Origin of the sequence: Luteococcus struthionis, from assembly GCF_048595755.1 — a bacterium.
In the GTDB taxonomy this organism is placed as follows: Bacteria; Actinomycetota; Actinomycetes; order Propionibacteriales; family Propionibacteriaceae; genus Luteococcus.
This window is the reverse complement of record NZ_CP184360.1, coordinates 1,498,703-1,511,100: the sequence shown is the minus strand read 5'-3', so window position 1 is coordinate 1,511,100 and position 12,398 is coordinate 1,498,703. Positions and strand designations below refer to the sequence as shown.

11 protein-coding genes and 1 tRNA gene are annotated in these 12,398 nt (G+C 67.9%); 6 read left to right on the top strand and 6 right to left on the bottom strand.

Going from position 1 to position 12,398, the window contains the following annotated elements:
* Positions 1 to 80: 80 nt before the first annotated feature.
* From ACOAMO_RS06845 to nth, 4 genes are read right to left on the bottom strand one after another with little or no spacing between them, the layout of a single operon-like run.
* Positions 81 to 1,808 (bottom strand): alpha-glucosidase, encoded by a 1,728-nt coding sequence (locus ACOAMO_RS06845; protein WP_420176836.1) that lies wholly within the window; start codon positions 1,806 to 1,808, stop codon positions 81 to 83.
* Positions 1,809 to 1,828: 20 nt separating this feature from the next.
* Positions 1,829 to 2,566, bottom strand: a complete 738-nt coding sequence (locus ACOAMO_RS06840) for an NUDIX hydrolase (RefSeq protein ID WP_420176835.1) — start codon at positions 2,564 to 2,566, stop codon at positions 1,829 to 1,831.
* Entirely contained in the window at positions 2,563 to 3,255 is a 693-nt protein-coding gene (locus tag ACOAMO_RS06835; protein ID WP_420176834.1) for a TlpA family protein disulfide reductase, read from the bottom strand. The genes ACOAMO_RS06840 and ACOAMO_RS06835 overlap by 4 nt, the downstream gene beginning before the upstream one ends.
* A complete protein-coding gene (gene nth, locus ACOAMO_RS06830) occupies positions 3,252 to 3,965 on the bottom strand; it encodes an endonuclease III (protein ID WP_420176833.1) in 714 nt (237 codons plus the stop codon). The genes ACOAMO_RS06835 and nth overlap by 4 nt, the downstream gene beginning before the upstream one ends.
* Before the next feature lie 144 nt (positions 3,966 to 4,109).
* Between nth and ACOAMO_RS06825 the strand changes: the two genes are divergently transcribed.
* The 3 genes from ACOAMO_RS06825 to ACOAMO_RS06815 are packed head-to-tail and all read left to right on the top strand — an operon-like array spanning position 4,110 to position 5,504.
* On the top strand, positions 4,110 to 4,838 hold the full coding sequence (locus tag ACOAMO_RS06825) for a Crp/Fnr family transcriptional regulator (protein ID WP_420176832.1): 729 nt from the start codon (positions 4,110 to 4,112) through the stop codon (positions 4,836 to 4,838).
* 46 nt (positions 4,839 to 4,884) lie between these two features.
* Positions 4,885 to 5,049, top strand: a complete 165-nt coding sequence (locus ACOAMO_RS06820; RefSeq protein WP_342090496.1) for a DUF4177 domain-containing protein — start codon at positions 4,885 to 4,887, stop codon at positions 5,047 to 5,049.
* A complete protein-coding gene (locus ACOAMO_RS06815) occupies positions 5,049 to 5,504 on the top strand; it encodes a RidA family protein (protein WP_420176831.1) in 456 nt (151 codons plus the stop codon). Before ACOAMO_RS06820 ends, ACOAMO_RS06815 begins: the two co-directional genes overlap by 1 nt.
* 166 nt (positions 5,505 to 5,670) lie before the next feature.
* Here ACOAMO_RS06815 and ACOAMO_RS06810 read toward each other — a convergent pair whose 3' ends face one another.
* On the bottom strand, positions 5,671 to 6,030 hold the full coding sequence (locus tag ACOAMO_RS06810) for a WhiB family transcriptional regulator (RefSeq protein ID WP_420176830.1): 360 nt from the start codon (positions 6,028 to 6,030) through the stop codon (positions 5,671 to 5,673).
* A gap of 248 nt (positions 6,031 to 6,278) precedes the next feature.
* Here ACOAMO_RS06810 and ACOAMO_RS06805 point away from each other — a divergent pair, with 248 nt between their 5' ends.
* The 3 genes from ACOAMO_RS06805 to ACOAMO_RS06795 all read left to right on the top strand — a co-directional run bounded on the left by ACOAMO_RS06805 (position 6,279) and on the right by ACOAMO_RS06795 (position 10,096).
* Positions 6,279 to 8,999, top strand: coding sequence for a transglycosylase domain-containing protein (locus ACOAMO_RS06805; protein WP_420176829.1), 2,721 nt, complete (start codon positions 6,279 to 6,281; stop codon positions 8,997 to 8,999).
* Positions 8,999 to 9,910: a metallophosphoesterase gene (locus ACOAMO_RS06800; protein ID WP_420176828.1), complete on the top strand. Its 912-nt coding sequence runs from the start codon at positions 8,999 to 9,001 to the stop codon at positions 9,908 to 9,910. Before ACOAMO_RS06805 ends, ACOAMO_RS06800 begins: the two co-directional genes overlap by 1 nt.
* 109 nt (positions 9,911 to 10,019) lie before the next feature.
* A tRNA-Pro gene (locus ACOAMO_RS06795) sits at positions 10,020 to 10,096 on the top strand.
* Positions 10,097 to 10,729: 633 nt separating this feature from the next.
* Here the strand turns inward: ACOAMO_RS06795 and murJ are convergent.
* Positions 10,730 to 12,325, bottom strand: a complete 1,596-nt coding sequence (gene murJ / locus ACOAMO_RS06790; protein WP_420176827.1) for a murein biosynthesis integral membrane protein MurJ — start codon at positions 12,323 to 12,325, stop codon at positions 10,730 to 10,732.
* Positions 12,326 to 12,398: the final 73 nt, after the last annotated feature.

The following is a 12,398-nucleotide window of genomic DNA, read 5'->3' as shown; positions in this document are numbered from 1 at the left end:
AGAGGGGCCGCACCCATCGGGTGCGGCCCCTCTCGTGCTGTCCGGCCCCTCTTCCCGTCCCGAGCCGGGGGCCGGTCAGCTCAGGACAACCGGATGATGCGCGACTCCCACGGGGCCAGCCGGTCATCGGCCCGCTCGGCGTGGGTGCCCAGCAGGAGTTCACCGTCCTGACGCAGGTCCGTGGGCAGCTGGCACTCGGTGCTCGACATGTTGGCCAACACCAGCAGCGCCTCGTCCTCCAGCGAGCGGGTGTAGGCGAAGAGCTGTTCGTGGTCGGGCTCCAGCAGCGCGAAGACCCCGTCGCGCACCACCTCCAGCTCGTGACGCAGCGCGATCAGCTGGCGGTAGTGGTGGAAGACCGAGTCTGGATCGGCCACGGCGGCCTCGGCGTTGATCTGGGTGTGGTTCGGGTTGATCTCGATCCAGGGCTCACCGGTGGTGAAGCCTGCCTTGTCGGAGGCGTCCCATTGCACCGGGGTGCGGGCGTTGTCACGGCCCTTGACCCGGTAGCTTTCCAGCAGCTCAGCCGGATCGGCCCCCAGCGCGGTGGCCTCGGCCCAGTGGTTGAGGATCTCGATGTCGCGGTACTGCTCGATGGAGGTGAAGCCGGCATTGGTCATGCCCAGCTCCTCGCCCTGGTAGACGTACGGCGTGCCCTTCTGCAGGTGCAGGACGGTGGCCAGCGTCTTGGCGGAGTTCACGCGGTGCTCCGGGGAGTCGTCGCCCCACCGGCTGACGATGCGGGGCTGGTCATGGTTGTCCCAGTACAGCGAGTTCCAGCCACGCCCCTCCAGGCCGTGCTGCCACTTGGCCAGGTTGGCCTTCAGGTCCGGCAGGTGCAGCGGCTTGAGGGCCCACTTGCCGCGACCCTGCTGCTCGTCCAGCCCCATGTGCTCGAACTGGAAGACCATGCCCAGTTCCTCACGTTCGGGATCGGTGTACTTGCTGGCCTGCTCGACGCTCACCCCGGGGCATTCGCCGACGGTGAGCAGGTTCTGCCCGGAGAGCACCTGCTGGTTCATCTCGTGCAGGAATTCGTCCATGCGGGGCCCGTCCACATAGGAGCCGTTGAAGCTGAGCGCCTGCCCGGGAACCGTCGTCCCGTCCTCGAGGGGGAGCTGCTTGCTGATCAGGTTGATGACGTCCATCCGGAAGCCGTCGACGCCACGGTCGACCCACCAGCGCATCATGTCGTACACCGCCTGGCGAACCTCGGGGTTCTCCCAGTTCAGGTCGGGCTGCTTGCGGCTGAACAGGTGCAGGTAGTACTGGCCACGCTGCTCGTCGTAGTGCCAGGCCGGGCCACTGAAGGCGCTTGCCCAGTTGGTGGGTTCGGCGCCGGGCGTGCCGGGCTCGAAGCCCTCGCGGGCATCGGCCCACCAGTACCAGTCGGCCTTGGCGGAGCTGCGGTCGCGGCTCTCCTGGAACCAGGGGTGTTCGTCGGAGGTGTGGTTCACCACCAGGTCCATCACCAGCTTCATGCCGCGGCTGTGCAGGCCGTCGACCAGCTCGTCCAGGTCGGCCAGGCTCCCGAAGAGGGGGTCGATGTCCTGGTAGTCGCTGATGTCATAGCCGTTGTCGTCCTGCGGGCTGGTGTAGGCCGGGCTCAGCCACACGGCGTCTACGCCGAGGGCTGCCAGGTGGTCGAGCCGGGAGATGATGCCGCGGATGTCGCCGATCCCGTCCCCGTTGGAGTCGCAGAAGCTGCGCGGGTAGATCTGGTAGACCACGGCGCTCTTCCACCAGTCGTCGGGGCGGTTCTCCAGGTTGTTGCCGGGACGGTTGGCGCCCGGGTTCGGTGCAGTCATGCCCCGATCATTCCAGACGGTCAGTGCCCGCCCACCGCGGGTCCCTTCCAGCCCCGGGCTGGCCGAGAGGCACGATCACGCAGGAAGCGACGGGGCACCTCCACCTCCAGATCCGGGTTCCAGGCGCGGCGCCAACCGCCCAGGTCGAGCACGCAGTCGGTCAGGTGCGCGGTGAATCCCCAGATGAAGATCTCGCCCATGCTGAAGGCAGGCCCCTTGTAACCATTGGGCAGCACGGCCGTGACGCGATTGGCGGGGTCGGCCAGGTCGGCGAGCCGGTAGCGGTGGATGGAGGCCACCTCGGCCGGATCCACCGGGGTGATGGCATTGTCGCCCTCACCGTCCCAGGTCGCGACGATGCCGGCCACGTCGAAGGCGCTGGCGTTGACGTGTGCGGCCGGCAGGCGTCCGAGCACGTGGGCGCGCGACGGGGCCAGGCCGATCTCCTCGTGGGCCTCGCGCAGCGCGGCCTCCACCGGGCCTTCCCCCGGGTCGAGCGCGCCCCCGGGAAAGGAGATCTGCCCAGGGTGTTTGCGCATGGTGCTGGAGCGTTCGGTGAAGGTGAGGTCAAGGTCGTCCTCACCGATCATCACCAGCACCGCGGCCCGACGCGAGCCCTGCTGGGTGGGGCGGCTGCGGGTGACCCGCTCCACCAGTGCCTCGGGCTCGGTCAGGGCGCTGGCCAGCGTGTCGAGCTCCTGCGGCAGCTGGCGGGGGTCTGCCAGCACGGGCTCCACCGGGCCGAGGGGTTCGGTCATGCCTTCACCCCCAGGTGCTTGTCCACCGCCGCCCGGAGGTCTTCGACGCTCTCGAAGGGCGTCAGCTCACGGTGCACGACCTTGCCCTGGGCGTCGACGAAGAAGGTCTGGGGCACCACGGAGACCTTGAGCGGCACCCGGGTGGCCTTCTTGGGATCCACCAGCTGCGGGTAGAGCGTCTGGTGCCGTTCGGCAAAGTCGAGGGCCTTGCCGGGGAAGGGATCGTCGTAGTCGATTCCCAAGAAGTCGACCTTGCCCTCGAGTTCCTTGGAGGCCTGCGCCAGGAAGGGCGCCTCGGCATTGCAGGGGTAGCACCACTGGGCCCACACGTTGATGACCCTCGGCTTGCCGGTGGGCAGCCCAGCCAGGTTCACCGTGGTGTCACCGCCCATGCAGTCCAGGGTGACCGCGGGCAGGCCGCCCTCGCGTTGGGTCGCCTTGGGATCACTGGTGGGGCAATCGGCGATGCCGGCGGCCTTGCGCGCCGGCAGCACCTCGTCGGGCGCCAGGGAACGCTGGGTGTCCGGCTCGCCGCTCACGGTGACTTGCGGCACGGACGGCTGGGCCGAGGGCGCGCAGCCGCTCATCAGCACGGCCCCCAGGGCCAGCACGGCCAACCCGGAAGGACGCATCGGCCCAACGGTCGTGCGGGCACCACCCACGGGGACGGGGCGGGTCGGCTGCTTCATCCTCGGGGCTCCCTCACGAGCTTGGCGGCCTTGGCCGCATCGGTCTCACCCTCACCATAGGCCGGGCACAGGCTGGCCACGGGGCATGCCCCACACGCGGGACGACGAGCATGGCAGCGGCGTCGGCCGTGCCAGATGACGTTGTGGCACAGTTGCACCCAGTCGGCGGGGTCGAACAGCTCCCCCACCTCCCGCTCCACCGGGTCGGGACGGCTGGCGGTGGTCCATCCCAGGCGTCGCGTGACCCTCATGAAGTGGGTGTCCGGTGTGATCCCCGGCACCCCGAAGGCATTGCCCAGCACGACATTGGCGGTCTTGCGCCCCACGCCGGGCAGGCTGACCAGGTCTTGCAGGGTGCTGGGCACCTCGCCGTCGAAGTCCTCGACGAGTCGACGGCTGAGCCCCAGCAGGGATTCGGTCTTGGCCCGGAAGAAGCCCGTGGGTCGGATGATCTCCTCCAGCTCGGCCTGGCCGGCCGCCGCCATCGCCCAGGCGTCGGGGAAGCGTTGGAAGAGCACTGGCGTGACCTGGTTGACGCGCTTGTCGGTGCTCTGCGCGCTGAGCACGGTGGCCACCAGCAGCTCGAAGGGCGTGGTGAAGTCCAGTTCGCAGCGGGCCTCGGGGTAGGTGGCTGCCAGGATCTGGTTGACCTGCTGGGCCCGACGGCGCACATCGCCTGCCTGCTCGTCGACGCTGTTTCGCTGTGCCACGTGTCCTCCCTAGCGAGACCCGATTGCCGATAGCCTCTGTCCCGGCGCCCGCCTCACCGTTGAGGGTACCCCGGGCGGCCACGGTAGTGACCTTTGCCACTACACTGACGGGCACCGTGCTCTGTCAGCCGTTGAAGGGGGATCATGCACGAGGAGCTTCTGGCGCGTCTGCCGCTCTTCCAGAACCTGGAGCCCAGCTCTCGCCAGGCCTTGGACGCACACGTGCAGCCGTTGTCGCTGAGCCGTGGCGAGGTCCTCTTCCACGCCGGCGACGAGGCCCTGGGCCTGTACGTGCTGGCCACCGGCAAGGTGAAGCTGACCAAGCCGTCCCGTCAGCCGCAGCCCACCGTGGCCATCACCCGCAAGGGCCGCCCGACAATCCCCACGCCGCGTGAATCGCTGCTCTCGCTGATCGGCCCGGGTGAGATGTTCGGCGAACTTTCCGTGCTCGACGGGGGCAATCGCAGCACCACCGCCACCGCCATGCTGGACTGCCGGCTCTACCACATTCCGCGTGAGCCGATGCTGCAGCTGATCCATGAGCACCACGACATCTCCAGCGCGATGATGCACCAGATGGCGCACCGGGTGCGGGTCTCCAACGAGATCATCTCCGGCCTGGTGCTCAGCGACGTCCCGGGCCGGATGGCCTACCTGCTGCTGACCCTTGGGGAGCGCTTCGGTGTGCCGACCGAGCGCGGCACCGAGGTGCACCACGACCTGACCCAGGCCGAGCTGGCACAGATGGTGGGCGCCAGCCGGGAGACGGTGAACAAGGTGCTCACCGACTTCGCGGGCCGCAAGTGGATCACGATGAGCGGCAAGAGCGTCGTCATCCGGGACGAGGCGCGGCTGCGGGCCCGCATCGACTGAGGTCGATCCCTCCCGCAGCGGCCAGCTGCCCGACTAGGCTGGCGGCATGACCAAGTGGGAATACTTCACCGCGCCCGTGCTGAGCCACGTGAGCCAGCAGATCCTGAACAACTTCGGCTCTGAGGGATGGGAGCTCGTCCAGCTGGTGCCCGGCCCGAACCCGGACACCCTGGTGGGCTACTTCAAGCGCCCGCTCCCCGAGGACAAGTGATGAAGCCCGGCGAGCGCCTCGCAGAGCTGGGCATCGCGCTGCCCTCGGTCGCCGCCCCGGTGGCGGCCTATGTTCCCGCCCTGCAGCTGGGCAACCAAGTGTGGACCTCGGGTCAGCTGCCCTTCGTCGAGGGCACCCTGGCCGGCACCGGCAAGGTCGGTGACCAGGTGAGCCCGGAGCAGGCACAGGACCTGGCCCGAACCGCCGCCCTCAACGCCCTGGCCGCTGCCGCCGATGCGGCCGGCGGTCTGGACCGCATCACGCGGATCCTCAAGGTGACGGTCTTCGTCGCCTCGGCACCGTCCTTCACCGGGCAGCCCGCCGTGGCCAATGGAGCCAGCGAACTGTTCGGGGAGATCTTCGGCGACGCGGGCCAGCACGTCCGCAGCGCAGTGGGCGTCGCCGTTCTGCCACTCGACGCTCCCGTGGAGATCGAGCTGGTCTGCGAGGTCTGACCCCGCACCGCCACGACCGAACAGTGGAACGGGCGGTGGGGCAGGAAGTTGTCCTGCCCCACCGCCCGTGATGCTGATGAGTTGGTGACGAGTCGCCCTCTCCCGGATCGACCCTGTCCCGAAACGACCCTGTCCCGAAACGACCCTGCCCCAGATTGACCTGGGCTCAGGCGCGGGCGCGCTGCCCGACGGCCGCGCGGCGTCGCATGCCACCCCCGTGTAGGAGCTGGAGCTCTGGTCGGCCGGTCACCACGTCGATGTCGTCGGCGCTCTCCAGGACCGCGGCCCACGAGGGAACGTCGGGACGCTGCCGCAGGAGCTGTCGACGCTCGCGTTCGGTCAGCCCACCCCAGACGCCCCACTCGATGCGATTGTCCAGTGCTTCGGCCAGGCACGTGCTGCGAACCGGGCATCCCATGCACACCACCCGGGCGCGCTTCTGGTCCTTGCCTTCGGGGAACAGGGCGTCCTCCATGCCCCGGCACCGCGCAAGGAGCGTCCAGTCGTCGGGCTCCATGAGACCCATGGCCGTTCTCCTTCCCACGCTGGAAGCATTTGCGAGCGTTGTCAGACGCCCTTCAGGCTGAATGTAGCCCGTGAGCAGGGGCGTGACAATCCCGACCGGAACGCTCCGAGACCCCCAGCCTGCCCTCCAGGCGTCACTGCGAGTTGCTGGACACCTGGCCCTTTCCACGATCCGGCCGGCCGCCACGGTGGGCCTGCCCGGCAGCACGACTGCGCTGAATCGACGCCGTCTCACGTACTCTTGATGTCATGACTTCACGCAAGACCGGCACCAATGCCTACCACCTGGGATGGTTCGCAGCACTGAGCGTCATCTGCGGCCTGCTCGTCGCAGGCCTCGTGCTGCCCTTCGCATGGGTGTCGGGATCCGTGATCAAGGCGAGCGCCGACTCCCTGGAGTCGCTGCCCGCCGAACTCGAGATCGGCCCGCAGTCGGAGCGCTCGAAGGTGCTGATGTCCGACGGCAGCGTGCTGGCCGAATTCTACGCCGAGAACCGCGTCTACGTGCCGCTGAACAAGATCGCCAAGGTCATGCAGCAGGCGCAGATCGCGATCGAGGACCACCGCTTCTACGAGCACGGCGCCATCGACTTCGAGGGCACCGCGCGGGCTGCCGTGCGCAGCGCCTCGGGCACCACCCAAGGCGGGTCGACGCTGACCCAGCAGTACGTGAAGCAGGTCCAGGTGGAGACGGCCAAGTACAACAACGACGAAGAGGCCCAGGCGAAGGCCACCGAGCAGACCCTCTCGCGCAAGATCCGTGAGCTGCGCTACGCCGTGGCGGTGGAGAAGAAGCTCACCAAGGACCAGATTCTTGAGCGTTACCTGAACATTGCCTACTACGGCGATGGCGCCTACGGCGTCGAGGCCGCGGCCAAGCACTACTTCAACACCACTGCCGCCAAGCTGACGCTGCCGCAGGCGGCCATGCTGGCTGGGCTGGTGCAGAACCCGGCCGCCACCGATCCGGTGAACAATCCCACCGCAGCGCTCAACCGCCGCAACATCGTGCTCAACCGCATGGTCACCGTGGGTGACATCACCAAGGAGCAGGCAGACGCGGCCAAGAAGCAGGGATTCGACAAGTCCAAGGTGCAGCAGCCCAAGAACGACTGCACCGACTCCCCCTTCCAGACCATGTGCCAGTACGTGAAGAACGTGCTGCTGAGCGACCAGTTCAAGACCTTGGGCAAGACCAAGGAGGAGCGCCTCAACACGCTGCAGCGTGGTGGCCTCACCATCCAGACCCTGATCGACCCGCAGGCCCAGGCAGCTGCAGAGAAGGCCGTGGCACGACGCATCGCGCCCACCGACCCCTTCATCTCCACCTCGGTGCTGGTGCAGCCCAAGACCGGCCTGATCGTGGCCATGGCGCAGAACCGCACCAAGCTGGGCGACAAGCCCGGACAGACTTGGTACAACTACTCGGTCAATCGGTCCATGGGCGGCGCCGAAGGTTACCAGGCGGGCTCGACCTTCAAGACCTTCACCGTCGCGGCGGCCATCGCCAAGGGCATTCCGCCGACGCGCGCCTACAACTCGCCGCAGACCATGGAGTTCGGGGGCAGCACCTTCCGCTCCTGCGACGGCCCCTTCCCGTCCCCGCCCTACCGCCCCAAGAACTCGACCGGTGCAGGCCACTTCACCATGGAGCAGGCCACCATGCGCTCGATCAACACCTACTTCGTGCAGCTGCAGCGCGCGGTGGGCAACTGTGACGTGGTCAAGATGGCCCAGGCGGCGGGCGTCGAGCGCGCCGATGGCAAGGACCTGCTCAAGGACGAGGTTCCCGGCAGCGGTGGCGTCGTCGGCTTCGACAACGTGGTCTCGTTCACCTTGGGCCCGGTCGAGGTGACCCCGCTGTCGATGGCGCAGGCCTACGCCACCTTCGCCAACCGCGGCGTGCGCTGCGACCCGATCATCATCAAGTCGGTCAAGACCAAGGCGGGCAAGCAGGCTCCGGTCCCCTCCGCCAACTGCAAGCGCACCATCGACCCTGAGGTGGCCGACCAGGTCAACAAGATCCTCAAGCGCACCATCGAGAGCGGCACCGCTCGCCCCGCCTACCTGCCCGATGGCCGTGACCAGGCCGCCAAGACCGGTACCACCGACTCGGCCGAGGCCGTGTGGCTGGCCGGCTACACCCCGGACATGGCGGCTGTCGCGATGATCGCCGCCGACAAGCAGGCGGCTGCCTACAAGGGCAAGGAGCGTCGTTCGATCACCGGGCGTCGTATCAACGGCACCGACTGCACAGGCGGCTACTACTGCACCCTGTCCGGTTCGGGATCCGGTGACGCCGGAAAGATCTGGCGCGCCTCGATGCAAGCCGCCCTGGACGGCACCACGGGAACCAAGTTCAACCAGCCCAGCGGCAAGGTGATCGAGGGCAAGAAGCTCTCGGTGCCCAACCTCAATGGTCTGGGCATGAAGGAGGCCATGGCCAAGGCCGAGGCAGCCGGCTTCACCACCGAGATCGCCTACCAGCACAGCGGCTACAGCAAGGGCACCTACCTGTACGCGTGGCCGAACAAGGGCACCCACGACACGAACAAGCCGATCGTCTTCTACGTCTCGCAGGGTCCGCGCCCGCGCCCCAAGCCGACCTACCGGCCCACCCCGAAGAAGACCACCGCGGCGCCCAAGCCGACGGTGAAGAAGACCACTGCTGCACCCAAGCCGACGGCCACGAAGACGACGGCTGCCCCCAAGCCGGCGCCCAAGACCACCGCCGCGCCCAAGCCGGCGCCCAAGACCACGGCTGCTCCGAAGCCCGCCCCGAAGCCGGCGCCCAAGACCACGGCTGCCCCGAAGCCCGCACCCAAGCCAGCACCCAAGACCACCGCCGCGCCCAAGCCAGCCCCCAAGACGACGGCTGCGGCCCCGAAGCCCGCACCCAAGACCACGGCGGCGGCCCCCCGGACCACCGCGGCTGCACCCAAGCCCGCGGCGACCACGACGGCCGGCTGATGCGCACCACCTCCAAGCTGGCCCTGGGGTGCCTCGCCTGTGGTGCTGGCGCCTTGGGCTATGGGGTCTGGGAGGCCCAGCAGTTCACGCTTCGACGGGTGGAGGTTCCCGTGCTGCCGTCGGGACAGCGGCCGCTGCGGGTTCTCCACATGAGTGACATCCACCTGCTGCCCCGTCAGACGGGCAAGCTGGAGTGGGTGGCCAGCCTGGCAGGGCTGGAGCCCGATCTGGTGGTCAACACCGGTGACAACTTCTGCTCCCCCGACGCGCTGGAGCCGCTGCTCGACGCGTGGGGACGTCTGCTCGACGTGCCGGGAGTGTTCGTCTTCGGCTCGAATGACTACACGATGCCCGCCTTCAAGAACCCCGCCAAGTACCTGGCGGGTCCGTCGAAGGTGGAGGAGCACACCACCACCCCGCTGCCCTTCGACGACCTGCGCGCTGCCATGACCTCTCGCGGGTGGCGCGACCTGAACCACCATCGGGCCACGCTCGAGGTCGCAGGCCGTCGTCTGGCCTTCCGGGGCACCGACGACGCGCACCTCAAGAAGGACGACTATTCGCTGGTGGCAGGGCCACCCGATGCCCAGGCCGACCTGAACATCGCAGTGACCCATGCGCCCTATCTACGGCTGCTGGATGCCATGGCCGGCGACCAGATGGACATGATCTTTGCCGGGCACACGCACGGCGGTCAGGTCTGCCTGCCCTTCAAGGGTGCCCTGGTGACCAACTGCGATCTGGACACCGAGCGCGTGAAGGGCCTCAGCCAGCACACGGCCAGCACGCCGGCGGGTGTAGAGCACACCAGCTGGCTGCACGTCTCGGCCGGAATGGGCTCCTCGCCCTTTGCGCCCTACCGGATCGCCTGCCGGCCGGAGGCCACCTTGCTGACCCTCGTGGCTCGCTGAGACATGCCGATTTGGCCGCGTGATCGGAACAATGCCGGGCGCGCGGTGCCGATTGGTTTTCCCGGGGCAAAGTGGGATACAGTGTTCCTCGGCCCAAGGGCCAGCAGGACGGGGTGTGGCGCAGCTTGGTAGCGCGCGTCGTTCGGGACGACGAGGTCGCAGGTTCAAATCCTGTCACCCCGACCAGCACGTGATGGGTGTGGATTCCACGGAATCCACACCCATCATTTGTTTCCGCACCGTGGCCAATCGAGGGTCCACACTGCCCCAGCCCACAGCTTCCCAGCCACTCCATTCCCCTCACTGACTGAGCAATTTAAGCACTGTTGCGAACGTCCTGCCCATCGCTCGACATGAAGCCCGCCGCACGGGCACACAATCCCACCCAGGACCGCGCGATCGCCAGCAGGACTGGAATGGCCTGCCCCGCCTTTGGAGCACGCATGGATCGCTGCTACGCTTCCGGAGCGGAAATCACGCTGCGAGCACCCCCAAAAGGTTAAGCCACAGAGGTGAATCCGCATCAAAACTCTCCGCACCGCAAGGACTTAAAACTTAACAACTGAATGGGAGCTGTAGATCGACTCCCCGCGTTGACTCGGTCAGACGGTCTGCATAGAGTATTCACCAGATGGCGAACCCCCGAGCGCCATCTACACAACGAAACAGCAATCCCCCGAGTGTTGTTTCTGCATCGCAGGTCCCGAACCCCCGAGCGGGATCTGCAACGAGGAAGGCCCCGGACACGCAAATCCGGGGCCTTTCTGTATCCCCTGACCACACCAGGCGGTGCAGCCGGTGGGCCCGTTCGGGGTGGAATCAGCGAGCGATGCGCAGGCGCCGCAGGACCGGACCGAAGACCTCGTCCACCTCGCGGATGTGCAGGAGCTTCGAGACCGCCAGGTAGACCAGGCCGAAGGCCATGCCCGCGAGCGCGCAGGTGGCCAACGACAGGCCCCAGGCGCGCCCCAGGCCACTCATTGCGCGCACCACCAGCCAGGCCGTCGCGCCGCCCAGCACCGAGGCGATCAGCAGGCGGGTCCACAGTCGCACCACGCCAGCCAGGGCCAGCCCTCCCATTTGCCGACGGGCAATCGCGATGAAGAGCAGCGACTGGGCCCAGTTGCCGATCACCAGGCCGAGCGCCACCAGCGGAAGCACCCAGTGGACAGGCGCGAGCCACAGGGCCCCCAGCGCGAAGGCCACCTGGATGGCGGTCAGGAAGCTCTGGTAGGCGAGGTTCTCGCGGCCGGCCTCACGCGCGAAGCAGTAGCGCTGCTGCAGCACCGAATAGCCGTAGCCCAGGATGCCGAAGCTCATGATCTGCAGGGCCAGCACGACGGGCTGGGCGTCGCGGGGCGAGAGCTGCAGCAGGACGTGGACGATGGGCCCGGCCAGGACCAGGATTGCGATGCTTGCCGGCACGATGAGCACCGCGGGCATCGACAGCGCGCGGGCCAACAGCCGACGCATCTGGCCCAGGTCGCCGCCCTGCCACGCGCGCGTCAGCTGCGGGAACAGGGCGGTGATGATGCTCACCGTCACCAGCCCGTGGGGCAGGGTGAAGACCAGCATCGCGTAGTTGTAGGCGGTGATGCCGCCCACAGGTGGCCCGCCGGCGGTTGCTCGAGTCGCGGCAGAGGTGAGCACCCACTGGACCACGAAGCCGCCGCCCAGGGCGATCAGCAGGGCCGTGACCGTCCAGCCGACCATCTTCGACGCGGCCCCCAGCCCGGAGCCGCGCAGACCGAACCGAGGGCGGTAACGGAAGCCACTGGAGACCAGCGGCGGCACCAGGATGAAGGCCTGCGCGGCGATGCTGAGGGTCGTGCTTCCGGCCAGCGTCCAGATCATGGCCGCGGTCCACGCGGCGGGATCCTTCTGCTGCCCCCACTGCACCAGGAAGGCCGTCAGACCTGCGATCTGCACCACATTGGCCAGCGCCGGTGCCCACATGAAGGCGGCAAAGCGGTCCCGGGCATTCAGCACATTGCCAAGCACGGAATAGAGGCCGTAGAACAGGATCTGCGGCATGCAGATGAAACCGAAGACGATGCTCAAGCGCAGCGCGGCACCGCGGAGGTCGCTGGTCCACTGGATGAGCCAGGGCGACACTGCCGTCCCCAGCAATGCCACCACCAGGATGGCCCCGAAGGCCGCGGTGAGCAGCTTGTCGATGAACTCCTGCCCGCCGTCCTCCTTCTTCATCGCCGCGGTGATCTGCGGGATCAGCACTGCCTGCAGGATGCCTGCGTTGAGCACCGTCAGCAGGTAGTTGGGCATCGTGTTGGCGACGTTGAAGGCCTCGCCGGCCAGGGAGATACCAACCACGGAGGCGAACAGGGCGTTGCGGACGAAGCCCAGGATGCGGCTCACCAGGGTGCCCGCAGCCATCAGGGCGCTCGAGCGCCCCACGGACGCCTTCGCGGGAGCTGGCGCGTCGGGAGTCGCCGGCTCCACTCGCGCAGTGTCAGGGGAATCCTCGGCA

Bases quoted from the DNA above. Each gene is read 5' to 3' on its own strand.
- ACOAMO_RS06845 (WP_420176836.1), bottom strand. From the start codon at position 1,808: ATGACTGCACCGAACCCGGGCGCCAACCGTCCCGGCAACAACCTGGAG.
- ACOAMO_RS06840 (WP_420176835.1), bottom strand. From the start codon at position 2,566: ATGACCGAACCCCTCGGCCCGGTGGAGCCCGTGCTGGCAGACCCCCGC.
- ACOAMO_RS06835 (WP_420176834.1), bottom strand. From the start codon at position 3,255: ATGAAGCAGCCGACCCGCCCCGTCCCCGTGGGTGGTGCCCGCACGACC.
- ACOAMO_RS06825 (WP_420176832.1), top strand. From the start codon at position 4,110: ATGCACGAGGAGCTTCTGGCGCGTCTGCCGCTCTTCCAGAACCTGGAG.
- ACOAMO_RS06820 (WP_342090496.1), top strand. From the start codon at position 4,885: ATGACCAAGTGGGAATACTTCACCGCGCCCGTGCTGAGCCACGTGAGC.
- ACOAMO_RS06815 (WP_420176831.1), top strand. From the start codon at position 5,049: ATGAAGCCCGGCGAGCGCCTCGCAGAGCTGGGCATCGCGCTGCCCTCG.
- ACOAMO_RS06810 (WP_420176830.1), bottom strand. From the start codon at position 6,030: ATGGGTCTCATGGAGCCCGACGACTGGACGCTCCTTGCGCGGTGCCGG.
- ACOAMO_RS06805 (WP_420176829.1), top strand. From the start codon at position 6,279: ATGACTTCACGCAAGACCGGCACCAATGCCTACCACCTGGGATGGTTC.
- ACOAMO_RS06800 (WP_420176828.1), top strand. From the start codon at position 8,999: ATGCGCACCACCTCCAAGCTGGCCCTGGGGTGCCTCGCCTGTGGTGCT.